Below are 25,049 nucleotides of genomic sequence, written 5' to 3' on the forward strand. Positions count from 1 at the left end.
GTACACGAGTGTCGCCCCCCGAACACACCGCGGAACGAACCTGCGGTGAACGGCCGACCGGTGCGGGTGACGTGCGCCCGTCGAACTGGCACGATCGACACCGTGGCACATTCGGATGAGGATTACTCGCAGGCCCTACGGACTCTCGCCCAGCGGCTCGGTACGTCGACGTCGTACCGAGGCTGGGACGACACCGAGCACGACGTGAGCGACGCGACCCTGCGGCAGGTATTGGCTGCACGCGGTTACGCAACCGAGACCACCGAGGATGTCGATCGGGCACTGGAGGACATCGAGAACGCACCGTGGCGTCGCCTGCTTCCTCCTGTGGTCGTCACGACCCAGGGCACCGAGGCGACGGTGTGGGTGCATGTGCCACACGGCAATCCGGTGGAAGTGTCGATGGTGTCCGAGGACGGCGACGCCATCGAGGTACCGCAGGCCGACGTCTGGGTCGATCCGCGCGAGGTGGACGGACGGCTGATCGGACGTGCCACGTTCGTGGTGCCCGGCGATGCCCCGCTGGGATGGCACAGCCTCACAGCGACGACGATCGGTGAGGACAACACCGTCCGAACCTCGGACACGGTCGTCGTGGTCACACCGAAGTCGTTGTCGCCCAATGCCGAACTTGCCGACAGGCAACGTACCGGTCTGCTGGCACAGCTGTATTCGGTGCGCTCGACGCGTTCGTGGGGCATCGGTGATCTCGCCGACCTGGAGGACATGGTCGACATCGCCGGCCGCGTGCATGGATTCGATTATCTGCTGGTCAATCCGCTGCACGCCGACCGGCCGACGACGCCCGTGGAGGCCTCTCCGTATCTACCGACCACGCGACGCTTCTTCAATCCGCTGTACATCCGTGTCGAGAACATTCGGGAGACGGCGCTGCTCTCGCCCAAGCAGTTCGGCAAGATCCAGGATGCCGCGGCTCGATTCGACAAGGCGAACGTTCGCACCAAGAAGCTGAACCGGGACGCGACGTTCAAGGCCAAGCTCCGCGCCCTCGAACGCGTCCACAAGGTCGAGCGCAGTCCGGCCCGCGAGTCCGCGTTCCGGGCGTTCGTCGAACGCGAGGGCACCGGGCTCCGGGATTTTGCGGTGTGGAGCGCGCTGGCGGAGAAGTTCGGCCCGAACGATCCCGCATGGACCGATCGCGCAGCGCACCCCCGCACCGATTTCGTCCTCGAACAACGCGCAAAGCTGGCCGGGCGCATCGACTTTCACATGTGGCTGCAGTGGATTTGCGACGAGCAACTGGCCGCTGCCCAGCGGGCCGCGCTCGACGCCGGGATGGAGATCGGCGTCATGCACGACCTCGCGGTGGGAGTCGCCCGCGGCGGGGCCGATGCGTGGACGCTCGGCGACGTGCTGGTGTCCGGAGTCACCGTGGGAGCGCCGCCGGACAACTTCAACCAACAGGGCCAGAACTGGAATCAGCCGCCATGGGATCCGGATCGACTGCGCGAGATGGCCTACGTCCCGTACCGAGACATGCTGCGCACGATTCTGCGTCACGCCGGGGGCATCCGCGTCGACCACATCCTGGGCCTGTTCCGGTTGTGGTGGATTCCGCAGGAGGCCGAGAACGCCGGCGGCGGAACGTATGTCGAATACGACCACGAGGCGCTGATCGGCATCCTCGCCCTCGAAGCCGAGCGCGCGGGTGCGGTAGTGGTCGGCGAGGACCTCGGGGTGTTCGAGCCGATGGTGCAGGAATACCTCACCGAGCGCGGAATCTTCGGCACCTCGATCCTGTGGTTCGAGGCCGGTGATTCCGGACCCATCCCGCCCGAGGACTACCGGACTCTGTGCCTGACGTCGGTGACGACGCACGACCTGCCTCCCACCGCTGGATACCTCGAAGGCGAGCACATCGAACTGCGGTCCCGACTCGGCCTGCTCGAGCGCGACATCGATGCGGAAAAGGAAGTGGATTCCCGTGCGCGAGAGGCGGTCCTGGACCTGGCCCGCACCCGTGGATTACTCGCCGCCGATGCCGACAACCACGAGACCGTCGAGGCGTTGCACCGGTTGGTCCAGCGCAGCCCGTCGCTGCTGATCGGCGTCGCTCTCGTCGACGCGGTCGGTGAACATCGCATTCAGAACCAACCGGGTACGGACGAGACCCAGTACGGCAACTGGAAGGTCCCGCTCGCCGACTCCGACGGCTCGGCAGTGCTGGTCGACGACCTCGCCGAACACCCGCGATTGGTGTCGCTCGTGCAGGCAATGGCAACCGAGTCGTCGGACCGATGACGCGAGGGTCCACAATCGAGGTATGAGCTTTCGACGTCGCCGCGTATCGAGTCGGCACTGATGGGCCGGATCACCGCTCGCAGACCCGTCGTCCGAATACGCGGCGAACACCGAGTCGACCGTCCCGACACCTTGGTGGTGGAGGAACCGATGGAACTGCGCGTCGACGGCAGAGCCCTTGCCGTCACGATGCGTACGCCGGGCCACGACGTCGAACTGGCCCACGGTTTTCTGCTGACCGAGGGCGTCATTGCATCGCGTGTCGATATCGCTGCGGCGCGGTACTGCGACGGCGTCGACGACGAGGGCGCGAACACCTACAACGTCCTGGACGTCACGCTGGCACCGGGCGTAGCAGCCCCCGAGACCGGGGTGGAACGCAATTTCTACACGACCTCGTCGTGCGGGGTCTGCGGCAAGGGATCACTCGACGCAATCCGGTTGCGCACCAAGCATTCTCCTGCCGAAGACGACGTCGTGGTGACGTCCGATACCCTCGCCGGGCTACCGGACACCCTGCGCGCAGCGCAGAAGGTCTTCGACACCACGGGCGGCTTGCACGCTGCGGCGCTGTTCACTGCGGACGGCGACATGCTCGTCCTCCGCGAGGACGTCGGACGCCACAACGCGGTGGACAAGGTCGTCGGCTGGGCCACAGAGCACGATCGAGTTCCGCTGCGCGGCACGATATTGATGGTCAGTGGCCGTGCCTCGTTCGAGCTGGCACAGAAGGCGGTGATGGCCGGGATCCCCATACTTGCTGCGGTGTCCGCACCGTCGTCTCTCGCGGTCGATCTCGCGACCGAATCGGGACTGACGGTGATCGGCTTTCTCCGCGGCCGGTCGATGAACATCTACTCCCGCGCCGACCGCGTCCTTGTGTCAGACGGTATCTCCTGAGTCGTTCCGCAGGCTCCACTCCCTGGCAACATCGACGAGTAGCTCGGCTGCGGTGGCGTTCCTGACCTCGTCCACCGAGATTCCCGGCGCGGTCTCGACGAGGCGCAGTCCGTCGTCGGTGACGTCCAGAACCGCCATGTCCGAGATGATCCTGTGCACGCAGGCCTTTCCGGTCAGCGGCAGAGTGCAGGACTGCAGAATCTTCGGTTCACCCTTCCGGGAGACGTGCTCCATCATGACGATCACGCGACGGGCACCGTGCACCAGATCCATGGCACCACCCATCCCCTTGACCATGTGCCCGGGGATCATCCAGTTCGCGAGGTCGCCGGTGGCGCTGACCTGCATCGCACCCAGCACGGCGACGTCGACCTGGCCGCCGCGGATCATTCCGAACGACTGCGACGAGTCGAAGTAGGACGAGCCGGGAAGCACCGTGATGGTTTCCTTGCCCGCGTTGATGATCTCGGGATCGAGTTCGTCCTCGGTGGGATAGGGGCCGACGCCGAGCACGCCGTTCTCGGAATGCAGAATCACCGAGACGTCGGTCGGAATGTAGTTGGGCACCAGGGTCGGCATGCCGATTCCGAGGTTGACGTACTGCCCGTCGCCGAGCTCCTGCGCCACCCGGGCGGCCATCTGTTCGCGGGACATCTTCTCGCTCATGCTCGTACCGTCCTCTGCTCGATGCCGACCTCGACCGGGCCGACATGCACGACCCGCTGCACATGGATGCCCGGGGTGTGCACCTCGTCCGGACCGATCTCCCCCGGCTCGACCAGGTGCTCGACCTGCGCCACGGTGATCCGACCCGACGCGGCGGCGGGTGGATTGAAGTTCCGTGCGCTGGCATGGAACACCAGGTTTCCGTGCCTGTCGCCCTTCCAGGCGTGGACCAAGGCGTAGTCCGCGACGATGCCGCGCTCCATCACATAGGTGACCCCGTCGAACTCCCGGGTCTCCTTCGGCGGACTCGCCACGGCGATGCCGCCGCTGCCGTCGTAGCGCAGCGGCAAACCGCCGTCGGCCACCTGCGTCCCGACACCCGCGGGGGTGAAGAACGCCGGAATTCCGGCACCACCGGCTCGCAGCCGCTCGGCAAGGGTGCCCTGCGGGGTCAGCTCCACCTCCAGTTCGCCGCCGAGGTACTGCCGTGCGAATTCCTTGTTGGATCCCACGTACGAGCTGATCGTGCGCCGAATGCGGTGCTGCGCCAGCAGCACTCCCAGACCGAAGCCGTCGGTCCCGCAGTTGTTGCTGATGGTTTCGAGGTCGGTGGCTCCCTGCTCGAGCACCGCGGCGATCAGGATCTCCGGCACTCCCACCAACCCGAACCCGCCCACGGCGATCGACGACCCGTCGGGGATGTCCGCTACCGCTTCTGTGGCACTGGCCACGACTTTGTCCAACATGGCAGCGACGGTACCCGACAATGTGCGTTATGTGAACAGGTTGCCACCATGCGAACACATGTATACGGTGGCGAGTGCGCTTGATCACCACGATCGTCAGGAGCTGTCGATGCTTCATCTCCCGCCCGAGTACCGGGACCAGACGGGTGTCCATGCACCACGCGACTTCGCCGAGTACCGGACCACTGCCCTGCGGCATCCGGCGCAGCCGTTGACGCTTCTCCCCCAACGATTGACCGAGATCACCGGTCCGGTTCTGGGCGAGGGACGGGTCACCGACTCCGACGCCGACCTGACTCTCGCGCGGGGTGGTGAAGCGCAGGGGCAACGCATCATCGTGCACGGACGAGTGCTCGACAGCGACGGCAGAGCGATCCCGAACACCCTCGTCGAGGTCTGGCAGGCCAACGCGGGCGGGCGTTACCGACACTCGGGTGATCGCTGGCCAGCACCTCTCGACCCGCATTTCGACGGCGTGGGCCGAGTACTCACCGATGCCGACGGCCGATACCGGTTCACCACGATCAAACCGGGCGCGTACCCCTGGGGCAACCACCACAACGCATGGCGGCCTGCCCACATTCACTTCTCCCTGTTCGGTCACGCATTCACCCAGCGGTTGGTGACGCAGATGTACTTCCCCGACGACCCCATGTTCTTCCAGGATCCCATCTACAACGCAGCCCCCGAAGACACGCGTGCTCGCATGATCAGCACCTTCGATTACGAAGCAACACAACCGAACTGGGCTCTCGGGTTCAGGTTCGACATCGTTCTGCGCGGACGCAACGCCACCCCGTTCGAGGAGGACGACCACGATGACTGACCCCGAGTTCGCTCCCCGGTACCCGGTGGTGACCGGTGCCGATTTCACCACCGCACCGTTCGGTCAGACGCCCTCTCAGACGGTCGGGCCCTACGTCCACATCGGTCTGCTGTGGCCGGACGGACAGGACGTGGTACCTCCCGGCACCGCCGAGGCGATCACCCTGACGTTCACCCTCGTGGACGGGGCACGTCAACCGGTGTCCGACGCCATGATCGAGACCTGGCAGGCCGACTCCGACGGACGCTTCGACCATCCGGACGATCCACGGGGTGCGGTGGCACCACGTGTCGCGGGTTTCCGCGGCTTCGGTCGAGCATTTGCCGATGCACGGGGAACGATGACGATCACGACCATCAAGCCGGGGCCGTTGCCCGCCGAGAACGACCTCGTCGAAGCGCCCCACATCGACGTCGGAATCTTCGCCCGCGGAATGCTCGAGCGGGTCGTCACGCGGATGTACTTCCCGGACGAGGCCGAGGCCAACGAAATCGATCCGGTGCTGTCCGCCTTGCCCGCCGACAAGCGGGCCCGACTCGTCGCCACCACAGTGGACGGCGGCTACCACCTCGATATCGTGTTACAGAACACCGATCCGGACGGAGACGAGACCCCGTTCTTCGCGCTGTGATGCACGCTCCCGAACTGATCGACGATGCGGCGAAAGAGGACCATGGCTTCCGATAGAGGGGCACTGTTCGATCCGACATTCGGCAGCGAGATCATCGCACCGATCGTCGGCGACCGAGGCTGGGTTCGGGCGATGTTCGACGTCGAGGCAGCCCTCTCCCGGGCCGCTGCCTCTGTCGGCGTGGTCGACGCGAAGCATGCGGACATCATCACCGCGGTCGCGGCAGAGCTGGGTGAATCTCTGGACATCACAGCACTCGGAGCGGCTGCAGCGGCCGGTGGGAATCCGGTGATACCACTGGTGAAAGTACTGCGAAACGCGGTGTCCGCGAGCGGAGTTCCTGCTGCTGCAGTGCACCCCGGGGCGACCAGCCAGGACATCATGGACACCGCGTCCATGCTCGTCGCACGTGACGCACTCACGGTCGTCGAGGCGTCGGTCGGTGATGCACATACCGCGGCGCGAGGCCTGGCGCTGGCGCACCGAACCACTCCTATGGTCGCGCGCACCCTCGGCCAGCAGGCGCTACCTACTACTTTCGGGCTGGTGGCCGCCAATTGGGCTGGGGCGCTGCATCGTTCGCGTCACCGTCTCGCGGCGGTTCGGCGGTCGTGCTGTGTGCAATACGGAGGTGCCGCCGGAACGATGGCCGCCGTACATCCGCACGGTCCGGCCATTGCCGCCGCGCTGGCGGACGCCCTCGGTCTGGCACCACAGACTGCGCCCTGGCACACCGACCGCGTCACCGTCGCAGATCTGGCGTGCGCGTTGGGTATTGCCGCGGGCTCCACTGCGAAGATCGCCGGGGACATCGTGTCGATGTCCGCCACCGAACTGGCCGAGGTGTCCGAGAACGCGCCGGGGGGTTCGTCGGCGATGCCACACAAGCGCAACCCTATCGCCGCCATCACCGCGCGGGCTGCGGCCCGCCGGGTGCCGGGAGCCGTTGCGACAGTGCTGGCGAATATGGACCACGAGCAGCAGCGCGCCGCTGGCCCGTGGCACGCCGAATGGGAGACCGTCACCGATCTGCTACGACTCACCGGCGGCGGTGCGCATCGTATTGCGACGAGCCTCACGGGTCTGCATGTGCATCCAGATGCCATGGCGCGCAACCTCGAAGCGACGGGTGGTGCACTACTCGCCGAACGGGTCACGGCCGCGCTGGCACCGCACACCGAGCGCGCCCGCGACATCGTCACCGACCGATGCGCAGCAGGTGCGCCACTGGACACGGATCCCGCCATCACCGCCTTCCTGACGCCGGCGGCGGTGCGCGAGATGTTGAATCCAGCAGGCTATGTGGGTCACGCACCCGACTTGGTCGACGTCATCCTCGCTGCGTGTGCACCGGACACCGAACGCCCCACGGACTCGAAGGACATCTGATGACAGTCACTCTGGCTCACCACCGCACCGAGGGGCCGCACCCCGATGCGGATACCGTCGTGCTGATCGGCTCGCTCGGCTCGGACCGATCGATGTGGGACCCGCAGGTGGGCGCACTGTCGGCTTCTGTCCACGTGTTGACGGTCGATCTACGGGGACATGGTCGATCACCGGTACCGCCCGGCCCCTATTCCGTGGCCGATCTCGCCGGTGACGTTCTTGCACTGCTGGATTCACTCGCTCTGGAACGCGTCCACGTGGTCGGACTCTCCCTCGGCGGTGCCGTCGCTCAATGGATTGCGATTCATCGCCCCGAGCGGGTGCGCACTCTGTCTCTGCTGTGCACGTCCGCCAAGTTCGGTGAAGCCGCTCAGTGGATCGACCGTGCCGCGACCGTCCGCGCCTCGGGGACAGCAGCACTCGCGGACGCTGTACTCGCACGGTGGTTCACGCCCGAACTCGCCGCCCGCGACACCGATCTCGTCGCACGGTGTCGACGCATGATCGCCGAGACCTCCGACGAGGGGTACGCGGCATGCTGTGAGGCGTTGTCCGAGTGGGATTCTCGCGCGGACCTCGCCAGGATCGCCGCTCCCACCCTCGTGATCGCGGGCCGACAGGATCCGTCGACCACTCCGGACGATCTGCGCTTCATCGCCGACGGCGTTGCAGGATCGACGCTCCTGACACTCGACCCGGCCGCACATCTGGCGAACGTCGAACAGGCAGGCCGCGTCACGGCGGCCATTGCCGCTCACGTCGGAGCGAATGCGTACTCCGCCGGACGGTCCGCGGCGCACGACACCGGAATGGCAGTACGGCGCAGTGTGCTCGGTGACGCCCACGTCGACCGCAGCATCGCATCGAGAACCGAATTCACGGCCCCGTTCCAGGATTTCATCACCCGAACCGCATGGGGCGACGTCTGGGCTCGTCCCGGACTCGACCACCACACCCGCCGACTGCTGACTCTGGCCGTTCTGACGGCCCTGGGTAACCACCACGAACTCGACATGCACATCCGAGCGGCGTTGCGTGCCGGTATCGCACCCGACGAACTCGCCGAGGTGTTCTTGCACACCGCGGTCTACGCGGGAGTACCGAACAGCAACAACGCTTTCGCATTGGCTCAGGCCGCCATCACCGAGAGCGAAACCTCGTGAGTGCCGCGGACACACCGCCGTCCTCGGATTACGTCCAGTCTCTCGGACGCGGCTTGGCAGTGATCAGAGCCTTCGACGGTGAGCATCCGCGTCGAACGCTGGCCGACGTGGCCCGAGCGACCGACCTGACCCGCGCCACCGCCCGACGGTTTCTGCTCACGCTCGTCGAACTCGGATACGTGCGTACCGACGGCTCGATGTTCTGGCTCACCCCGCGCGTACTCGAATTGGGGTACAGCTATCTGTCGAGTCTCTCGCTCCCCGAGGTCTCGGGCCCCCATCTCGAGGCGCTCGCCGAACGAGTGCGTGAATCGTCCTCGGTGTCGATACTCGACGGTGACGATGTGGTGTACGTCGCCCGGGTTCCGGTCAGCCGCATCATGACCGTCGGCATCAACATCGGCACCAGATTTCCGGCGTTCGCGACCTCGATGGGCCGGGTGCTGTTGGCCGGTCTTCCCGAGGACGAGCTGGATGCGTACCTGGAGCGAGTGCGGTTGACGCCGTTGACGGGCAAGACCATCACGACCGCGGCCTCGCTCGCGCGGGAACTCGAACGAGTGCGGGTCGACGGCTTCTGCCTGGTGGACCAAGAACTCGAAGAGGGACTGCGTTCGATCGCCGCACCCATCCGCGACAGCGCCGGCGTGGTTGTCGCCGCAGCCAACGTCTCGACCCAAGCTGCACGTCATTCTGCGGACGCCGTGCGCGCCGAACTACTCCCGGCCTTGCTCGACGCCACCCGCGCCATCGAGACCGATCTGCTCCGGGTGAGTACCGGAGCCAACGACAAGCGAGGAAACACCCATGCCTGAAGCCGTGATCTGCGAACCCCTGCGTACCCCCGTCGGCCGTTTCGGTGGCCAGTTCCGTGACATTTCCGCCCAGGCCCTGGCTGCCACGGTCATCACCGAACTCGTTGCGCGAACGGGCATCTCCGGAGCGGACATCGACGACGTGATCCTGGGCCAGGCGTCACCTAACGGTGATGCACCGGCCATCGGTCGAATCGCCGCCCTCGACGCCGATCTCGGCATCGATGTGCCCGGCATGCAGATCGACCGACGCTGCGGCTCCGGCCTACAAGCAGTACTGCAGGCGTGCATGCAGGTGCAGTCCGGCGGCAACGACCTGGTTCTGGCAGGCGGCGTCGAAAGTATGAGCCAGACCGAGTTCTACGCGACCGGCATGCGGTGGGGCGTCAAGGCCGAGGCGGTCGCCCTCTCCGACCGACTTGCGCGGGCCCGAGTGACGGCGGGTGGCACGAACTTTCCGGTGCCCGGCGGCATGATCGAGACCGCCGAGAATCTTCGCCAGGAGTTCTCCATCAGCCGCGCCGATCAGGACGCGCTGGCCGTGCAGTCGCATCGGCGGGCGGTCGCCGCGCAGAACAGCGGCGTGTTCGCCGAGGAGATCGTGGGTGTGTCCGTCCCCCAGCGTAAGTCGGAACCGGTTCTGGTCTCGACCGACGAGCATCCACGGGCCGACACGACCGTGGAGTCGTTGGCGAAGCTGAAGGCAATCCGTGCATCGATCGATCCCGAGTCGACGGTCACCGCGGGCAATGCCAGCGGGCAGAACGACGGCGCCGCGATCGCCATCGTCACCACCCCCGAAAAGGCTGCGGCGCTGGGACTTCGACCACTGGCGCGGCTCGCGAGCTGGGGCGTTGCCGGAGTCGCTCCGCGCACGATGGGAATCGGCCCGGTGCCCGCCAGCGAGAAAGCGCTCGGACGCCTCGGGCTCACTCTCGACGACATGGGCGTCATCGAACTCAACGAAGCCTTCGCCGCCCAGGCGCTCGCCGTGACTCGGTCCTGGGGTATCGAGTCGGACGACCCGCGGTTGAATCCGCACGGTTCCGGCATCTCGCTCGGCCACCCGGTCGGGGCCACCGGTGCCCGAATCCTTGCCACCCTGCTCCGTGAAATGGACCGCCGAGAAGTCCGCTACGGACTCGAGACGATGTGCATCGGCGGCGGACAGGGCCTGGCCGCGGTGTTCGAGCGACTGTCCTGATCGCTACTCACTGCTGTAGTTGCGCAGCCAGGCGCACAGCCGAGTTGGTCTCCCCGTAGCCTTCATACCCGCCTACCCGCTGCACCACCTCGAAGAAGAGGTCGTCGCCCACGGTGCCGGTGAAGAAGTGGAAGAACTCGCCGCCTGCGGAGTCGGCGTCGTACAGGATGCCGAGCCGCTGCATCGCGTCGAGGGTGTCCTGACCGAGGCCGAACCGTGCGTTCAGGTCGCGATAGTAGTTGGGCGAGATGCGCAACGGCGTGAGACCGCGTTCGGTCATTGCCTCGGCCGCGGCGTAGATGTCCTCGCATCCGAACGCCACATGTCCGACGCCTCCGCGGCGGGCGGCGGGCAGGGGGTCGGCATCGGACGGGCGACCGGGAACCATGTTGAGCGACAGGCGAATGGTGCCGTTCGTGGTCGTCAGGGTGAGGGCCTGGCTTCGCACCAGTCCGATCGCGTCCACGACGTCCTGACCGTCCCGGGGCACCATGCCGAACACCGAGCGGAGCAACAGCATCACGCCGTCCCAGCTTTCCGCCGGGACCGCGAGGGCGATGTGGTCCACGTGCGAGACCAGGGGCTTGTCCTGCGGCACAGGCACTCTGGGAGCGAGGTCGAATGCGGACTGCCAGGCACCGGCGCTGTCTCGGGTGCGTAGGTCGAGCGAGGTTGCACCGGTGACGGCGAGCCGCACCACCGCGTCGGTCGCGTCGGCCACGCCCGGCATGGTGACCGTCGCGGCGGGGACCCCCAGAGCGCGGGCTCTGGTCAACCACAGATCGGGCCGCTCGCTGCGGACCCCGATCTGGGCCAGTGCGGGCAGGTGGGCGGGGACGCCCGGTGCCGTCCACAGGGTGTCGACGGTCGTGTCGACCGCGACGGCGAGTGGGCCCTGGGTGAACAGCGACAGTCCGTGTTCGCTGTGCGCGGCGGTGAGGTCGAAGCCGAGGTGACGCAAGGTGGTACCCAACTGGGCGGCCTTGGCAGGGCCCGCGGCGATACGTAGGGACACGATGTTCTCGATCGGGCCGGGCGGAGGCGGGGAGAACAGATCGGGATTCGGCACGACGGTGTCGACGCCGCGGACCTGCTCCTGCAGGTGGAGCAGCGAACGGTGTGCGTCCGACGCCGTTCGGCCGGTGTCCGAATGCCGGAAGACGTCGTTGAAGATCTCGAGCGACCACGGGCCCGTGTAGCCCGAGGCCACGACGTCGGCTCCGAAGGTTGCCAGATCGAAGTTCCCCTGACCGGGGAAGCATCGGTGATGGCGACTCCACTGCAGGACGTCCATCACCAGGTGCGGGGCGTCGGCCAGCTGCAAGAAGAAGATCTTTTCGCCGGTTATCTCGCGGATGCCGGATGGGTCGTCGCCGCGGGAGAGGATGTGAAAGCTGTCGAGACAGGTCCCGAGCGCTGGATGGTCGACCTGCCGGACGATGTCCCAGGCATGACGGTAGGTGTCGACGTGGCTACCCCAGGCGAGCGCTTCGTAGGCCAGCCGCAGTCCGCGGCGATGTGCACGCTCGGCGAGAGTTGCCATCTGTTCGATCAACTTGTCGTCCTCGCGCACTGCACCGGCCAACGGTGACGAGCAGACCAGCAGCAGGTCGCATCCCAGCTGTTCCATCACGTCGAATTTGCGTTCGGCGCGAACGAGGTTGCGCGCGAACTGGTCCGGGTCGTCGGAGTCGGCGTCACGGAAGGGTTGGTAGAGATCGACGGTCAGACCCAGGTCTGCAGCCTTCTTCGCAATGTCTGCAGGCAGGTCCGGTGAGCTGATCAGATCCGGCTCGAACACCTCGAAGCCGTCGAACCCGGCTTCGGCGATGGCGCGCATCTTCTCGTCGAGAGACCCACTGAGCGAGACAGTGGCCACCGACGTGGCAATGGCCGTCATGCGGAGGCCCCGGCGGCAGCGACGCGATCTTCGCTGTCGATGAGGGTGCCCATGTGCGCGATCATCCGATCTGCGTTCGCAATTCGGCCGGTGAATATCTCGAAGGCGTCCGCTGCCTGGAACACGGCCATGCCGGTGCCACTCAGGGTTCGGCACCCCGCTCGCGCTGCCTGCATGAGCAATTCGGTCTCGGCCGGCCTGTACACGACTTCCGAAACCCACATCTGCGGACGCAGAAATTCCTGCGGCACAGCAGATCCCGGGTGCTCGAGCATTCCGACCGGCGTTGCGTGCACCAGCCCCGACGCTGCGCTCAGCACGTCGCCGAGCCGATCGAGTCCGGTCGAGAAGATCTCGGACTCGGGGAACATCGAGGCCAGCGAGTCTCGGAGTTGCTGCGCCCGAGAACGATCGGCATCGACGAGTGTCAGCTTGGCGGCTCCCCGGCGTGCCATCGCGTATGCCACGGCCGCACCTGCTCCCCCGGCTCCGAGTTGCACCACATCACTCAGATCGGCTCCCGGTAAGCCACGTCCGAAATTTCGGTCGAACCCGGACCAGTCGGTGTTGTGACCGATCGCGCGCCCGTCGGAGAACACAACGGTGTTGACGGCACCCAGACGCGCGGCATCCTCCGAGAGATCGTCGAGGCAGTGAAGAACCCGTTGCTTGCACGGGTGGGTGATGTTGAGGCCGCGAAATCCGAGGTCGGCTGCCGTGGCCACCAGCCGCGGTAGGTCGTCCACGGACAGCCCGCGCCGATCGAGATCGATGATCCGATAGAGGTAGGTCAGACCGTGCTCGGCACCCTCTCGCTCGTGCATCGCGGGCGTGAGCGATTTGCCGATACCCGTCCCGATCAGCCCGCAGAGCAGGGATTCCGGCATGTCGATCTCCTCGAGCTTTAATGTACTAATTGGTGAGTTAGCTCGACGGTACTACGGTGACGGCACGCACACACCCTTTCTCCGCAATTCGCGGCGATAGAGTCGACCCATGGCTCCGCGTACAACCGACACCTCCGACGACAGCGGACCGGCCGTCAAACGTCGGCGCAACAGCGATCTGACCCGACACAACATCCTCGAGGTAGCCACGGAGGAGTTTGCGGACAAGGGCTTCGCCGGCGCACGCATCGACGAGATCGCCGAGCGAACACACACGACCAAGCGGATGCTGTACTACTACTTCACCGACAAGGAAGGCCTGTACAAGGCCGTTCTGGAGCGGTCCTACCTCCGCATCCGCGAGCGCGAACGAGCCGTGGACGTCGAAGGACTCGGTCCGGTCGAGGCGATCCGCGCCATCGCATCGGTCACCTTCGACCATCACGAGCAGAACCCGGACTTCATCCGGCTGGTATCGACCGAGAACATTCTGCGCGGCGAACATATCGGCACCTCCGAGGCGCTGAGCAATCTCGGCAATCCGGCCGCCGAGCTGTTGGCCGACATTCTTGCGCGCGGGCAGGCCGACGGGCTTTTTCGAACCGATGTCGACGCGTTGGACATCCACATGGCGATCAGCAGCTTCTGCGTGTTCCGGCTGTCCAACCGATACACGTTCGAGGCACTGTTCGGGCGCGACCTCACCGACCCGGCGCACCGCACACGACTGCGGGCCATGCTCGGCGACATGATCATCGCGTTCCTCACCTCCACCGACGCCTGACACCGAGATCGAGCGACCCGCATCGCATCGGGGGTTGACACGTGGCATGGGTCACGTTCAATATCTAAGAGCGCCCGGAGTTAACTATTTCGTACATTAGCGGCCGATCGGGTCGTGGATGTCGAACTGTGCGCCCGGCTTCCCGTCACACGAAAAGAGACGACACCGATGGATCCCCTCACGTCCGGTCACCCGCCCCTGCGCCCCGGAGCCAACCCGCGCAAAGCCGCAACCGCGGCCTGGGTGGGCAGCGCCCTCGAGTACTACGACTTCTTCATCTACGGCACCGCCGCTGCGCTGGTCTTCGGCCGCGTGTTCTTTCCCGGTTCCAACCCCGCCACCGGAACGTTGTTGGCCCTGGCGACTTTCGGGGTCGGATACCTGGCCCGCCCACTGGGCGCATTGGTGCTCGGTCACATCGGTGACCGTTACGGCCGCAAGAAGGTCATGGTTGCCACCGTCCTGCTGATGGGAGTCGCCACTCTCGGAGTCGGCGTCCTTCCCTCGTACGAATCCATCGGCCTCGCGGCCCCGATAATCCTGGTCCTGCTGCGCCTGGCCCAGGGCTTCTCTGCGGGCGGTGAGCAGGCGGGTGCCAACTCCATGACCCTCGAGCACGCACCCGACCACCGACGGGCCTTCTTCACCAGCTTCACCCTCAGCGGCACCCAGGGCGGTCAGATCCTTGCCACCGCAGTCTTTCTCCCGGTCGCCATGCTCCCCGAGGACCAGTTGCTCAGCTGGGGCTGGCGAATCCCGTTCTTCCTCAGCGCCTTCGTCGTTGTCGCCGCATTCCTGATCCGGCGCTCGCTCGACGAGACCCCCGTCTTCGAGGAAGAGGTGGCGTCCGCCGAGCCGCAGCGTCTCCCGCTGACCGAACTGCTGTCCGAGCACTGGCCCGCCGTTCTTCGAGTCATGTTTGCCGCCGTGATCGCCTCGGTCAGTACGATATTCACCGTCTATGCGCTGTCGTACGCAGTCAACACAGTCGGCTTGGAACGAACTCCGATGCTGTGGGTCGGCGTACTCGCCAACGTCGTCGCGCTGTTCGCACTCCCGTTCTTCGGGTCGCTGTCCGATCGCGTCGGTCGCAAGCCGGTGTTCCTGTTCGGATCGATCGGTTGCGCAATTCTCATGTTCGGATACCTCTGGTCCATCTCGGTTGGAAACTACGCGCTCATCTTCGTCTTCGGCATCGTCATGTTCGGTTTCGTCCACAGCGCGACGGGCGGTGTCTGGCCCTCGTTCTACGGCGAGATGTTCCCGGCTCGGGTACGTCTGACCGGAACTGCGCTGGGTACCCAGATCGGTTTCGCCATAGCAGGATTCGCGCCCACCATTGCCGGTGCCATCGCCGGGGCCGAGATCGGTGCGTGGTTGCCGGTCGCCATCGTCACCGCCGTGTTCTGCGCCGTCAACGTTGCGATCGTGTCCACGTCCAAGGAGACCTATCGCACGCCCACCGACGAGCTCGGACGATCCACTCGAACGACTCGACGCGAGTCGGTCGCTCGTACGACGTCGAACTGACCCGCGATGATCGACGGACTGCGACCGGATCGCAGCGGTGAATGGCGTGTGTACGCCGTGCGCTATGCGAGCCGAACTTCCCTGCGCAGCACGCACTTCCACTATGCGGACGAGCGCGGTCACGAGCCGCACCCCACCGCGTACTACGTGTGGCTCGCGCTGTCGGACACCGAGACCGTCCTCGTCGACGCCGGTCTCGCACCGGCGACGGCGTCACGGATGAAGGGACTGGACTACGTCGGCTCCCCCGTGGACCTCATCGGAGAGCTGGGAATCTCCCCCGGTGACATCGACGTATGTGTGCTGACCCATCTGCACTACGACCACACCGGAGTAGTCGCAGATCTGCCGTCGGCCCGCTACGTCGTCCAGCAGAAAGAGCTCGACTACTGGAACGGTCCGTGGGCGACCCGCGTCGGGCAGGAACGCTGGTTGCACTCGCGGTCCGACATCGACCACGTCACGGGAAGTCCGCGTCTCGACATCGTCGACGGCGACCGCGAACTGGCACCGGGACTTTCGGTGCATGCGGTGGGCGGACATACCGCGGGCATGCAGGTAGTCAGCGTGCACACCGAGCGCGGGACCCTGGTGCTGGCGTCGGATGCGAGTCACTTCTACGAGAACATCGAATCCGACAGTCCCTTCGCGATTCTGCACTGCCTGCCGGACATGTTCGGCGCGTTCGACCGGATCAAGGAACTCGCCGACAGCCCCGAGCATGTCGTGCCGGGCCACGACCCGTTGGTGGCGCAGCGGTGTGCCGCGGTCGACCCGGACCTGCACCCACACATCTCCGTGCTCGGCTGACACCTCCCTGAAACAGAACGAGCCCCGATCATCGCGTTCGATGATCGGGGCTCGTTCGGTGCCGTGCCGGAGCTGGTCAGGCCGATTTGTCGCGACGCTCCGGGCGTTCGGGCTTGCGCGGAACGATGGTCGGCAGGACGTTGTCGTTGACCGTCTCTGCCGTAACCACGACCTTCTCCACGTCGTCCCGGCTCGGGATGTCGTACATCACCGGAAGCAGCACTTCTTCCATGATCGCGCGCAACCCACGAGCACCGGTGCCACGCAGGATCGCCTGATCGGCAATTGCCTCGAGTGCCTCCGACGTGAACTCGAGCTCGACGCCGTCCATGTCGAAGAGTCGACGGTACTGCTTGACCAACGCGTTCTTCGGTTCGGACAGGATGGTGACCAGTGATTCCTTGTCCAGGTTGGTCACCGACGCGATCATCGGGAGACGACCGATGAATTCGGGGATCAAACCGAACTTGATCAGATCCTCGGGCATCACCTCGGCGAAGTGATCCTGCGTGTCGATCTCTGCCTTGGAACGCACCTCGGCTCCGAAGCCGAGACCGCGCTTGCCGACGCGATCGGACACGATCTTCTCCAGACCGGCGAAAGCACCGGCGACGATGAAGAGCACGTTGGTGGTGTCGATCTGGATGAACTCCTGGTGCGGATGCTTACGTCCGCCCTGCGGCGGGACGCTGGCCTGGGTACCTTCCAGGATCTTCAGCAGTGCCTGCTGCACGCCTTCACCGGAGACATCGCGCGTGATCGACGGGTTCTCGCTCTTGCGAGCGATCTTGTCGACCTCGTCGATGTAGATGATGCCGGTCTCGGCCCGCTTGACGTCGTAGTCCGCGGCCTGGATGAGCTTGAGCAGGATGTTCTCGACATCCTCACCCACATACCCGGCTTCGGTCAGTGCGGTGGCGTCGGCGATCGCGAACGGCACGTTGAGCATCTTGGCGAGGGTCTGGGCCAGATACGTCTTGCCGCACCCGGTGGGACCGAGCATCAAGATGTTCGATTTGGCCAGCTCGACGGATTCGCCGCGCACATCGCGCGCCTTGTCGCCGGCCTGAATGCGCTTGTAGTGGTTGTAGACAGCGACGGCCAACGTGCGCTTCGCAGCGTCCTGGCCGATCACGTAGTTCTCGAGAAAGTCCTTGATCTCGGAAGGCTTGGGCAGGTCGTCGAGCTTGACTTCGCTCGATTCGGCCAACTCCTCCTCGATGATCTCGTTGCACAGGTCGATGCACTCGTCGCAGATGTACACCCCTGGTCCTGCAATGAGCTTCTTGACCTGCTTTTGGCTCTTGCCGCAGAACGAGCACTTCAGCAGATCGCCACCGTCACCGATGCGTGCCATTCGGAGGTTCCTACTTCCTTGTCCGCGTACGACCCGGCCGACCGCATACGCGGAAGGACGGGCTACTTCTCGATCGATGGCATGCCGAGTTCGAGATGCTCCGACCGAGTTCTTGGATGCGACGCTACCCGTGTTCGCCGAACATGGGCGGGTTGTTTCCGGTGATTCGCCGCCCGTTTTCACCAATCACGGCATTCGGGGCGTGAATCGAGACAGCCGGGCCGAGTTGTCCACTCGTGCCCGGCGTCCGATCGTCTGCCGGACCGCGAGGCGATCCGACCGGTGGTACTTGCGTGCTACTTCTGAGCCGAGAGCTTGCGGTACTCGAACACGGTGTCGATGATGCCGTAGTCCTTGGCCTGCTCGGCGGTGAGGATCTTGTCGCGATCGGTGTCCTTGCGGATCACGTCGGGATCCTTGCCGGTGTGGCGGCCGAGGGTGGTCTCCATGAGTCGACGCATACGTTCGATCTCGGCGGCCTGGATCTCGAGGTCCGAGACCTGGCCCTGGATTCCGCCGCTCGAGGGCTGGTGAATCAGCACTCGTGCGTTCGGCAGAGCCGCGCGCTTGCCGGGGGTACCGGCTGCGAGCAGTACCGCGGCAGCCGAAGCCGCCTGGCCTAGGCACACTGTCGCCACGTCGGCGCGGACGTACTGCATCGTGTCGTAGATGGCCATCAACGAGGTGAACGAGCCACCGGGCGAGTTGATGTACATCGTGATGTCACGGTCGGGGTCGAGGCCCTCGAGCACCAGCAGCTGTGCCATGACGTCGTTGGCAGACGCATCGTCGACCTGAACGCCGAGGAAGATGATGCGCTCCTCGAACAGCTTGTTGTACGGGTTCGACTCCTTGACGCCGTAGCTCGAGTGCTCGACGAAGGACGGAAGGATGTACCGCGAGGACGGCAACTGGTTGGGATCGAACAGGTTTGTCATCGTTTCTCCAAGATGTGAGTGATCGAGGGTCGCCGGTAGCGGCCGAATTACTCGCCGACTCCGCCGGCCTGCCGCGCGCGGCTGACGACGTGATCCACGAACCCGTATTCCTTGGCCGCCTGTGCCGTGAACCACCGGTCACGGTCGGAATCCTCGGTGATCTGCTCGACGGTCTGGCCGGTGTGCTGAGCGATGAGCTCGGCCATCTCACGTTTGGTGTGCGCGAACTGCTCGGCCATGATCGCGATGTCCGAAGCGCTGCCGCCGATACCGGCCGAAGGCTGATGCATCATGATGCGCGCGTGCGGAAGGGCGTACCGCTTGCCCTTCGCACCGGCCGAGAGCAGGAACTGGCCCATCGAGGCAGCCAGGCCCATCCCGTAGGTGGCGATATCGCACTCGGCGAATTCCATGGTGTCGAAGATCGCCATACCTGCGGTGACCGAGCCACCGGGCGAGTTGATGTACAGCGAGATGTCGCGGGTGGGGTCCTCGGCCGACAGGAGCAGGATCTGCGCGCACAACTTGTTGGCGATGTCGTCGTCGACCTGGGTACCGAGGAAAATGATGCGGTTTTGAAGCAGACGCTCGTACACGGAGTCGCTGAGATTCAGCCCTGCTGCGGCCGAAGTCATGACGGGACTCTGCTCGTGCGAAGCCGCCGGATTCTGAACAGTCACGGTACCTGCCTTTTCCATAACAAATCGTTGGTTCCTGACACAGACACTAACGAAAGACGGCGGCTCCGGAGTCCCGGAACCGCCGTCGTTCGCTGTGAGCGTTACTTCTCTTGTTCGCCCTCGGAAGAATCAGCTGCTTCGACCTCGTCGGGAGCATCGGCAGGGCTGCCGAACAGCTCGGCGGTGTCGACGCTGGCTCCGTTGGTGTCGGTCACGGTGACGCGCTCGACGACCGAGGCAAGCGCCTTGCCGCGCTTGACGTCGGCGAACACGGCACCGAGCTGGTTGGCCTGCTGGACCTGCTGGATGAACTGCTCGGGCGGCATGCCGTAGCGCTGGGCCTGGAAGATGATCCGCTCGGTCAGCTCGTCCTGGCCGACCTGAGTGTTCTCGGCCTCGGCGATGGCGTCGAGGAGGAGCTGGGTGCGCACCGACTTCTCGGCACCCTCCTTGACGTCCTTGTCGAACTCCTCGCGGCTCGAACCCTGCGACTCGAGCAACTCGGCGAGCGCTTCCTCGTTGTGATCGAGGCCGTGGATGGCCTCGTGCACCTGGGAATCGACCTCGGCCTTGACGACGGCCTCGGGAGCCGGAATCTCGAGGGTCTCGAGCAGCGTCTCGAGCACCTTGTCGCGGATCTGACCGGCCTGCTCGACCTTCGCGACTCGCTCGACGCGCGTCTTCAGGTCGGCGAGTAGCTCATCGAACGTGTCGAACTCACTGGCCAGCTGGGCGAACTCGTCGTCGGCCTCGGGCAGCTCGCGCTCCTTGACGGAGACGACCTTGACCGTGACGACGGCTTCCTTGCCCGCATACTCACCGGCAACGAGCGTGGAGGTGAACTCCTTCGACTCGCCGGCCGAGACGCCGATGATCGCGTCGTCGAGGCCCTCGATGAGCTGACCGGAGCCGACCTCGTGGGACAGTCCGCTGGCGGTGGCCTCTTCGACGTTCTCGCCGTCGACCGTGGCCGAGAGATCGATGGACACGAAGTCGCCGGACTGAACCGGGCGATCGACACCGGTGAGGGTTCCGAAACGCTGACGGAGCGACTGCAGCTGCTCGTCGACGGCTTCGTCCTTGATCTCGAGCGGATCGACGACGACGCTGATGGTCGAGTAATCCGGCAGCTCGATCTCGGGACGCACGTCGACCTCGGCGGTGAACGTGAGCTCGGTGCCGTCTTCGATCTTGGTGATCTCGATCTCGGGCTGGCCGATGACCTTGACCTTCTCGTTGGTCACGGCCTCGGAGTAGCGAGAGGGAAGAGCGTCGTTGACGACCTGCTCGAGTACTGCACCACGGCCGACTCGCGCCTCGAGCAACTTGGCCGGAGCCTTGCCGGGACGGAATCCGGGGAGGCGGATCTGCTGAGCCAAAGCCTTGTACGCGCGGTCGAAATCAGGCTTGAGCTCCTCGAAGGGCACCTCAACGTTGATACGGACTCGCGTCGGGCTCAGCTGCTCGACGGTGCTCTTCACGGGACATGCTCCTTTGTGGTGATTCTTGCTTGCTGGCAGTTCTGGCTTGCTGTCTTCCGCTCGCCACGAGCACGGTGAGCCGTGCCCGCGGCTCTCATTTGTCGGGGTGACAGGAATTGAACCTGCGACCCTCCGCTCCCAAAGCGGATGCGCTACCAAGCTGCGCCACACCCCGTCGTACGGACACCATTGAACAGCAACCGATAGTAGCCCCTCATGGGCGCCCCACCCATGACGTTCCGTGAGACCGGGCTCGACGGGCCGGTTTGGAATCCGGCAACCGCTTTGGGTACAGTCTTGAAACGCAGGCGACGGAACTGGCGATCCCACGACTGTTGTTTGCACGCCGATGTAGCTCAATGGTAGAGCCCCTGTCTTCCAAACAGGCTACGCGAGTTCGATTCTCGTCATCGGCTCCATCGAAAGCCCCGCACTTCACGAGTGCGGGGCTTTTTCGTGTCCGCGTATCGTCGACAGTGTTCGAGTGAATCGGACGAACTGGACATGTATCGCCGATTGAAGGCTCAGAAGTGGAAATCGTCCTGATCGTCATCATCGTGGCCGTAGTGGCACTGCTGGTGCTGCGCAGCAAGAAGAACTCCGCCGCAGCCGCGGCCACCGCACTGGCCGATGCGAAGGCCGACGCCCGCCAGTCGATCGAGCGGCTCGGCGGCCAGGTCTACAACCTCGTCGGCTCCGACACCGCATCCAAGCAGGCCCTGGCCGACGCATCCGAGCGCAATATCGCAGCAGGCTCGCAGATCGACCAGGCGACAACCGTCGAACAGGCGAGGCTGGCCAAGCAGACCGCGTTGGAAGGGCTCTATTACATTCGCGCAGCGCGCCTGGCGATGGGCATGGACCCGGGCCCCGAGGTGCAGGGCATCGACGGCCAACAGCAGGCAGGCCGTGTCACCGAGGAACGCAAGGTCGACTTCGAGGGACGAGAGATCGCGGCCTCACCGGACCCGTCGGACCGGACCCCGAACTACTACCCGGGCGGACGGGTGGCGGGCCGACCCGTCCCCGCAGGCTGGTACTCCGAGCCGTGGTGGCGTCCGGCCTTGGTCGCCGGCGCATGGGGAATGGGCTCGATGTTCCTGTTCTCGGCGATGTTCTCCGGCATGGCCGGGGTTCCGGACGAGACCGCAGCGGGTGGCGACCTGGGTGCGGACGGTTCCGACGGGGGTGCTGGTGACAATTACGACGGTGGCGACGCCGGAGCAGGTAACGACGGCGGTGACGGCGGCGGCTTCTTCGACAGCGGAGACGGCGGTGGCTTCTTCGACGGCGGCGGAGGCGGAGGGGATTTCGGCGGGTTCTAGCTCGCCCGCCCTTACGTCGCCTGACAGACGGGGCACCAGAACAGGTTTCGCGCCTGCATCGTCGAGTGCAGGATCTCGGCTCCGCACACGCGGCACGGGAGGCCTTCCCTGCGGTAGACGTACGAACGCGGTCGGCGGGCACCGTAGGTGTCGCCGTGATCGTCCTCGGGCCGGATGGTGATGATGCGACCGCGTCGGACACCGATGGCCATGAGGTCCACGAGATCGAGCCAGATGGCGTCCCACTCGGCTCGGTCGAGGTCCTTTCCGGGCCGCATCGGGTTGATCTCGTGCCGGAAGAGGATCTCGGCGCGGTAGACGTTGCCGACGCCGGCGAGCACCTTCTGATCCATCAGCAACGTGCCGATGGCCGTGCGTGACTTGGATATTCGTGCCCAGGCCGCATCCGGGTCGGCGTCCTTGCGGAGCGGGTCCGGCCCCAGACGCGCCAGGAGGGCGTCGACCTGCTGCTCGGTGTAGATCTCGCAGGCCGTGGGGCCGCGGAGGTCGGCACCGTACTTCTCCCCCACGATGCGCAGACGCACCGCACCCACCGGATCGTCCAGTGGCACAGCGTGTTCGGTGAACTTTCCGTACAGGCCGAGGTGAATGTGCACGATCAGGTCGGATTCGTAGCGGTGCAGCAGATGCTTGCCCCACGCCTCGGCCTTCTCGAGGACGAGGCCGTCGATCAGCGCGGCACCGGAAACGAACCGTCCCTGGGGACTGCTCGCCTCCACCGGTGCCCCGCCGAACCGACGTTGATGCAACCGAGCGAGTCGGTGCAGGGTATGCCCTTCGGGCACTTACTCGGGCTTTCCCGGAACCTCGGGTGCTTCGCCGCTGCGCTCGTACTCGGACAGGATGTCGATGCGACGCTGGTGGCGCTCCTCGCCCGAGAACGGGGTGCCGAGGAACGCGTCGACGATGGCAAGTGCTTCGGGCAACGTGTGCATGCGGCCGCCGATGCCGATGAGCTGCGCATCGTTGTGTTCGCGAGCCAACTTTGCCGTCTCGACGCTCCACGCGAGGGCACAGCGTGCGCCCGGCACCTTGTTCGCGGCGATCTGCTCGCCGTTTCCGGATCCGCCGAGCACGAGGCCGCGACTGCCCGGATCGGCGACGACGCGACGTGCTGCGTCGATGCAGAAGGCCGGGTAGTCGTCGACCGGGTCGTAGTCGAACGCACCGCAGTCGACGGGCTCGTGCCCGGTTGCCGTCAGGTGTTCGATGATCTGATTCTTGAACTCGAGGCCGGCGTGGTCGGCACCCAGGTATACGCGCATGCCTAGAGTCTGACAGGTGATGTCACGAGCCGAGAAATTCGCCGGTGTCGACGGCGCGAAGGGTGCGTGGGTGGTCGCATTGTTCGACGGCACGAGAGTGACGTGGACGGCCTGCTCCTCCGTCTCCGACGTGTTGGAGCACACCCGAGACTGCGCGCGAGTGGGCGTCGACATGCCGCTGTCGCTACCCGTGGACGGTTATCGCGTCAGCGAACTGGAGGCGAAGAAGTTCCTGGGGACGGCGCGCAGTTCGATCTTTCACACCCCGGTCGCGGATGTTCTGGGCGCGGTGTCGTACGAACAGGCGTGCTCGATCTCGCGGTCGAAGACCGGCAAGGCAATCAGTAAACAAACGTGGCACATCTTGCCCGCGGTCCGGGCGTGGCGAGATTCGGACTTCGATCCGGAACGGTACGTCGAAGTGCATCCCGAATGCTCGTTCAGGGCGATGTCGCCGACCACGGTCTACGCATCGAAGAAGACCGGCCGCGGCGTCGGGCAACGGTTGGCCGCACTGACACGATGGACCGGGGCTCTCGACCTGGACGACCTGCCGAACGGGCCGCTCGTCGACGACGTCCTCGATGCCGCAGTAGCGGCGTGGTCGGCCAGGCGCTTCCATCTCGGCGAGCATCTGACGTTCGGCACCGACAGCGGCTCAGATCGAATCGTCGCCTGATCCCCCGTGCGTGAACTGGCCCCTCGTGCGTGAAAGCTCGGCTCCTGCTACGAGTTTCCACGCACGAGGGTCACGCGATCAGTCGAACTGCGGGTCCTCGTTGCGGGTGCGCTTGAGCTCGAAGAAGTGCGGGTACGCCGCGAAGATCACCGACGCGTCCCACAACTTGCCTGCCTCTTCACCGCGTGGAATCCGCGAGAGCACAGGGCCGAAGAACGCCACGCCGTTGACGTGAATGGTGGGAGTGCCCACATCGGGGCCGACCTTGTCCATTCCTGCGTGGTGGCTGGTGCGTAGGTCCTCGTCGTAATCGGTGCTCTCGGCTGCCGAGGCGAGATCGGCGGGCAAGTCGAGTTCGGCCAAGGACTCTCGGATGACGACGTCGAAATCCTTGTTGCCCTCGTTGTGAATTCGCGTGCCCATGGCCGCGTACAGCGGCGCGAGGATCTCGTCGCCGTTGCTCTTCGCCGCGGCGATCGCCACCCGCACCGGACCCCACGCCTTCTTCATCATCGCGGCGTACTCCTCGGGCAGGTCGCGGCCCTCGTTGAGGACGGCCAAGCTCATGACGTGGAAGTTGACGTCGATGTCGCGCACCTGCTGGACCTCGAGAATCCAACGTGAGGTGATCCAGCACCATGGGCACAGCGGGTCGAACCAAAAATCAGCGGTGTCTTTCTGTCCTGAACCGGCCACTGTCTGCTCCTCGAAAGTCGATGTCGCTGTCTCTTCATGTCGTAACACCCGGCCACCGCGCGGACATTCCACGCGACCCGTCAGCCAGCGCGCG

At 65.3% G+C, this 25,049-nt stretch carries 24 protein-coding genes and 2 tRNA genes; 14 read left to right on the forward strand and 12 right to left on the reverse strand.

The window, feature by feature from the left end; translation table 11 throughout:
- Positions 1-102 precede the first annotated feature (102 nt).
- Both malQ and fdhD read left to right on the forward strand, forming a co-directional pair.
- Positions 103-2,262 (forward strand): 4-alpha-glucanotransferase, encoded by a 2,160-nt coding sequence (gene malQ / locus J2X62_RS12650; protein WP_310180969.1) that lies wholly within the window; start codon positions 103-105, stop codon positions 2,260-2,262.
- A gap of 60 nt (positions 2,263-2,322) precedes the next feature.
- Positions 2,323-3,162 (forward strand): formate dehydrogenase accessory sulfurtransferase FdhD, encoded by an 840-nt coding sequence (fdhD, locus tag J2X62_RS12655; protein ID WP_222099692.1) that lies wholly within the window; start codon positions 2,323-2,325, stop codon positions 3,160-3,162.
- Here the strand turns inward: fdhD and J2X62_RS12660 are convergent.
- A complete protein-coding gene (locus tag J2X62_RS12660) occupies positions 3,145-3,828 on the reverse strand; it encodes a CoA transferase subunit B (protein ID WP_052056307.1) in 684 nt (227 codons plus the stop codon). The two genes, fdhD and J2X62_RS12660, sit on opposite strands and share 18 nt — an antisense overlap.
- A complete protein-coding gene (locus J2X62_RS12665; RefSeq protein ID WP_179271310.1) occupies positions 3,825-4,574 on the reverse strand; it encodes a CoA transferase subunit A in 750 nt (249 codons plus the stop codon). Before J2X62_RS12665 ends, J2X62_RS12660 begins: the two co-directional genes overlap by 4 nt.
- A gap of 109 nt (positions 4,575-4,683) precedes the next feature.
- On the opposite strand from J2X62_RS12665, the gene pcaH reads away from it, so the two are divergent.
- From pcaH to J2X62_RS12695, 6 genes are read left to right on the forward strand one after another with little or no spacing between them, the layout of a single operon-like run.
- Positions 4,684-5,400, forward strand: coding sequence for a protocatechuate 3,4-dioxygenase subunit beta (gene pcaH / locus J2X62_RS12670; protein WP_310180974.1), 717 nt, complete (start codon positions 4,684-4,686; stop codon positions 5,398-5,400).
- Positions 5,393-6,031 (forward strand): protocatechuate 3,4-dioxygenase subunit alpha, encoded by a 639-nt coding sequence (gene pcaG / locus J2X62_RS12675; protein WP_032384528.1) that lies wholly within the window; start codon positions 5,393-5,395, stop codon positions 6,029-6,031. The genes pcaH and pcaG overlap by 8 nt, the downstream gene beginning before the upstream one ends.
- Before the next feature lie 42 nt (positions 6,032-6,073).
- The gene (gene pcaB, locus J2X62_RS12680) at positions 6,074-7,420 is read left to right on the forward strand and encodes a 3-carboxy-cis,cis-muconate cycloisomerase (RefSeq protein WP_032368203.1); all 1,347 of its coding nucleotides are present in this window, start codon (positions 6,074-6,076) and stop codon (positions 7,418-7,420) included.
- Complete coding sequence (gene pcaD, locus J2X62_RS12685; RefSeq protein WP_032370216.1) at positions 7,420-8,583, forward strand: 3-oxoadipate enol-lactonase; 1,164 nt, start codon at positions 7,420-7,422, stop codon at positions 8,581-8,583. Before pcaB ends, pcaD begins: the two co-directional genes overlap by 1 nt.
- Positions 8,580-9,398, forward strand: a complete 819-nt coding sequence (locus J2X62_RS12690; protein WP_027497571.1) for an IclR family transcriptional regulator C-terminal domain-containing protein — start codon at positions 8,580-8,582, stop codon at positions 9,396-9,398. Before pcaD ends, J2X62_RS12690 begins: the two co-directional genes overlap by 4 nt.
- The gene (locus J2X62_RS12695) at positions 9,391-10,602 is read left to right on the forward strand and encodes an acetyl-CoA C-acetyltransferase (RefSeq protein ID WP_310180981.1); all 1,212 of its coding nucleotides are present in this window, start codon (positions 9,391-9,393) and stop codon (positions 10,600-10,602) included. The genes J2X62_RS12690 and J2X62_RS12695 overlap by 8 nt, the downstream gene beginning before the upstream one ends.
- A gap of 7 nt (positions 10,603-10,609) precedes the next feature.
- On the opposite strand, the gene J2X62_RS12700 is transcribed toward J2X62_RS12695, so the two are convergent.
- On the reverse strand, positions 10,610-12,502 hold the full coding sequence (locus J2X62_RS12700) for a sugar phosphate isomerase/epimerase and 4-hydroxyphenylpyruvate domain-containing protein (protein ID WP_032368207.1): 1,893 nt from the start codon (positions 12,500-12,502) through the stop codon (positions 10,610-10,612).
- Positions 12,499-13,389, reverse strand: coding sequence for a shikimate dehydrogenase (locus J2X62_RS12705; RefSeq protein ID WP_057473286.1), 891 nt, complete (start codon positions 13,387-13,389; stop codon positions 12,499-12,501). Before J2X62_RS12705 ends, J2X62_RS12700 begins: the two co-directional genes overlap by 4 nt.
- A gap of 109 nt (positions 13,390-13,498) precedes the next feature.
- Here J2X62_RS12705 and J2X62_RS12710 point away from each other — a divergent pair, with 109 nt between their 5' ends.
- From J2X62_RS12710 to J2X62_RS12720, 3 genes are all read left to right on the forward strand, one after another.
- The gene (locus J2X62_RS12710) at positions 13,499-14,173 is read left to right on the forward strand and encodes a TetR/AcrR family transcriptional regulator (RefSeq protein ID WP_027497575.1); all 675 of its coding nucleotides are present in this window, start codon (positions 13,499-13,501) and stop codon (positions 14,171-14,173) included.
- A 168-nt stretch (positions 14,174-14,341) separates the two neighbouring features.
- Entirely contained in the window at positions 14,342-15,703 is a 1,362-nt protein-coding gene (locus J2X62_RS12715; RefSeq protein ID WP_032368463.1) for an MFS transporter, read from the forward strand.
- A 6-nt stretch (positions 15,704-15,709) separates the two neighbouring features.
- The gene (locus J2X62_RS12720; RefSeq protein WP_032406767.1) at positions 15,710-16,513 is read left to right on the forward strand and encodes an N-acyl homoserine lactonase family protein; all 804 of its coding nucleotides are present in this window, start codon (positions 15,710-15,712) and stop codon (positions 16,511-16,513) included.
- Between the two features lie 76 nt (positions 16,514-16,589).
- Here the strand turns inward: J2X62_RS12720 and clpX are convergent, their stop codons facing one another.
- The 5 genes from clpX to J2X62_RS12745 all read right to left on the reverse strand — a co-directional run bounded on the left by clpX (position 16,590) and on the right by J2X62_RS12745 (position 21,144).
- Positions 16,590-17,870, reverse strand: a complete 1,281-nt coding sequence (clpX, locus tag J2X62_RS12725) for an ATP-dependent Clp protease ATP-binding subunit ClpX (protein WP_027497577.1) — start codon at positions 17,868-17,870, stop codon at positions 16,590-16,592.
- Between the two features lie 296 nt (positions 17,871-18,166).
- Positions 18,167-18,808, reverse strand: a complete 642-nt coding sequence (locus J2X62_RS12730; protein WP_008715342.1) for an ATP-dependent Clp protease proteolytic subunit — start codon at positions 18,806-18,808, stop codon at positions 18,167-18,169.
- A gap of 47 nt (positions 18,809-18,855) precedes the next feature.
- The gene (locus J2X62_RS12735) at positions 18,856-19,506 is read right to left on the reverse strand and encodes an ATP-dependent Clp protease proteolytic subunit (RefSeq protein WP_072692168.1); all 651 of its coding nucleotides are present in this window, start codon (positions 19,504-19,506) and stop codon (positions 18,856-18,858) included.
- Between the two features lie 83 nt (positions 19,507-19,589).
- Entirely contained in the window at positions 19,590-20,969 is a 1,380-nt protein-coding gene (gene tig, locus J2X62_RS12740; RefSeq protein WP_032368208.1) for a trigger factor, read from the reverse strand.
- Between the two features lie 101 nt (positions 20,970-21,070).
- Positions 21,071-21,144, reverse strand: a tRNA-Pro gene (locus J2X62_RS12745).
- A gap of 170 nt (positions 21,145-21,314) precedes the next feature.
- Between J2X62_RS12745 and J2X62_RS12750 the strand changes: the two genes are divergently transcribed.
- Positions 21,315-21,388: transfer RNA gene (locus J2X62_RS12750), tRNA-Gly, on the forward strand.
- A gap of 111 nt (positions 21,389-21,499) precedes the next feature.
- Positions 21,500-22,294 (forward strand): hypothetical protein, encoded by a 795-nt coding sequence (locus J2X62_RS12755; RefSeq protein WP_027497580.1) that lies wholly within the window; start codon positions 21,500-21,502, stop codon positions 22,292-22,294.
- 11 nt (positions 22,295-22,305) lie between these two features.
- Here the strand turns inward: J2X62_RS12755 and J2X62_RS12760 are convergent, their stop codons facing one another.
- The gene (locus tag J2X62_RS12760) at positions 22,306-23,100 is read right to left on the reverse strand and encodes an Fpg/Nei family DNA glycosylase (RefSeq protein ID WP_032368209.1); all 795 of its coding nucleotides are present in this window, start codon (positions 23,098-23,100) and stop codon (positions 22,306-22,308) included.
- Entirely contained in the window at positions 23,101-23,580 is a 480-nt protein-coding gene (locus J2X62_RS12765; RefSeq protein ID WP_032374451.1) for a ribose-5-phosphate isomerase, read from the reverse strand. It lies immediately after the preceding gene.
- A 19-nt stretch (positions 23,581-23,599) separates the two neighbouring features.
- Between J2X62_RS12765 and J2X62_RS12770 the strand changes: the two genes are divergently transcribed.
- Positions 23,600-24,259 (forward strand): DUF429 domain-containing protein, encoded by a 660-nt coding sequence (locus J2X62_RS12770; protein WP_052053215.1) that lies wholly within the window; start codon positions 23,600-23,602, stop codon positions 24,257-24,259.
- 78 nt (positions 24,260-24,337) lie between these two features.
- Here the strand turns inward: J2X62_RS12770 and J2X62_RS12775 are convergent, their stop codons facing one another.
- Positions 24,338-24,955, reverse strand: a complete 618-nt coding sequence (locus J2X62_RS12775) for a DsbA family protein (RefSeq protein ID WP_032370209.1) — start codon at positions 24,953-24,955, stop codon at positions 24,338-24,340.
- Positions 24,956-25,049 lie beyond the last annotated feature (94 nt).

Origin of the sequence: Rhodococcus sp. 3258, assembly GCF_031456475.1 — a bacterium.
GTDB classification, from domain to species: domain Bacteria; phylum Actinomycetota; class Actinomycetes; order Mycobacteriales; family Mycobacteriaceae; genus Rhodococcoides; species Rhodococcoides fascians.

Bases quoted from the DNA above. Each gene is read 5' to 3' on its own strand.
- J2X62_RS12715 (WP_032368463.1), top strand. From the start codon at position 14,342: ATGGATCCCCTCACGTCCGGTCACCCGCCCCTGCGCCCCGGAGCCAAC.
- J2X62_RS12705 (WP_057473286.1), bottom strand. From the start codon at position 13,389: ATGCCGGAATCCCTGCTCTGCGGGCTGATCGGGACGGGTATCGGCAAA.
- J2X62_RS12665 (WP_179271310.1), bottom strand. From the start codon at position 4,574: ATGTTGGACAAAGTCGTGGCCAGTGCCACAGAAGCGGTAGCGGACATC.
- J2X62_RS12765 (WP_032374451.1), bottom strand. From the start codon at position 23,580: ATGCGCGTATACCTGGGTGCCGACCACGCCGGCCTCGAGTTCAAGAAT.
- clpX (WP_027497577.1), bottom strand. From the start codon at position 17,870: ATGGCACGCATCGGTGACGGTGGCGATCTGCTGAAGTGCTCGTTCTGC.
- J2X62_RS12720 (WP_032406767.1), top strand. From the start codon at position 15,710: ATGATCGACGGACTGCGACCGGATCGCAGCGGTGAATGGCGTGTGTAC.
- pcaB (WP_032368203.1), top strand. From the start codon at position 6,074: ATGGCTTCCGATAGAGGGGCACTGTTCGATCCGACATTCGGCAGCGAG.
- pcaG (WP_032384528.1), top strand. From the start codon at position 5,393: ATGACTGACCCCGAGTTCGCTCCCCGGTACCCGGTGGTGACCGGTGCC.
- pcaD (WP_032370216.1), top strand. From the start codon at position 7,420: ATGACAGTCACTCTGGCTCACCACCGCACCGAGGGGCCGCACCCCGAT.
- J2X62_RS12710 (WP_027497575.1), top strand. From the start codon at position 13,499: ATGGCTCCGCGTACAACCGACACCTCCGACGACAGCGGACCGGCCGTC.
- pcaH (WP_310180974.1), top strand. From the start codon at position 4,684: ATGCTTCATCTCCCGCCCGAGTACCGGGACCAGACGGGTGTCCATGCA.
- J2X62_RS12700 (WP_032368207.1), bottom strand. From the start codon at position 12,502: ATGACGGCCATTGCCACGTCGGTGGCCACTGTCTCGCTCAGTGGGTCT.
- J2X62_RS12730 (WP_008715342.1), bottom strand. From the start codon at position 18,808: ATGACAAACCTGTTCGATCCCAACCAGTTGCCGTCCTCGCGGTACATC.
- J2X62_RS12695 (WP_310180981.1), top strand. From the start codon at position 9,391: ATGCCTGAAGCCGTGATCTGCGAACCCCTGCGTACCCCCGTCGGCCGT.
- J2X62_RS12770 (WP_052053215.1), top strand. From the start codon at position 23,600: ATGTCACGAGCCGAGAAATTCGCCGGTGTCGACGGCGCGAAGGGTGCG.
- fdhD (WP_222099692.1), top strand. From the start codon at position 2,323: ATGGGCCGGATCACCGCTCGCAGACCCGTCGTCCGAATACGCGGCGAA.
- J2X62_RS12735 (WP_072692168.1), bottom strand. From the start codon at position 19,506: ATGGAAAAGGCAGGTACCGTGACTGTTCAGAATCCGGCGGCTTCGCAC.
- J2X62_RS12660 (WP_052056307.1), bottom strand. From the start codon at position 3,828: ATGAGCGAGAAGATGTCCCGCGAACAGATGGCCGCCCGGGTGGCGCAG.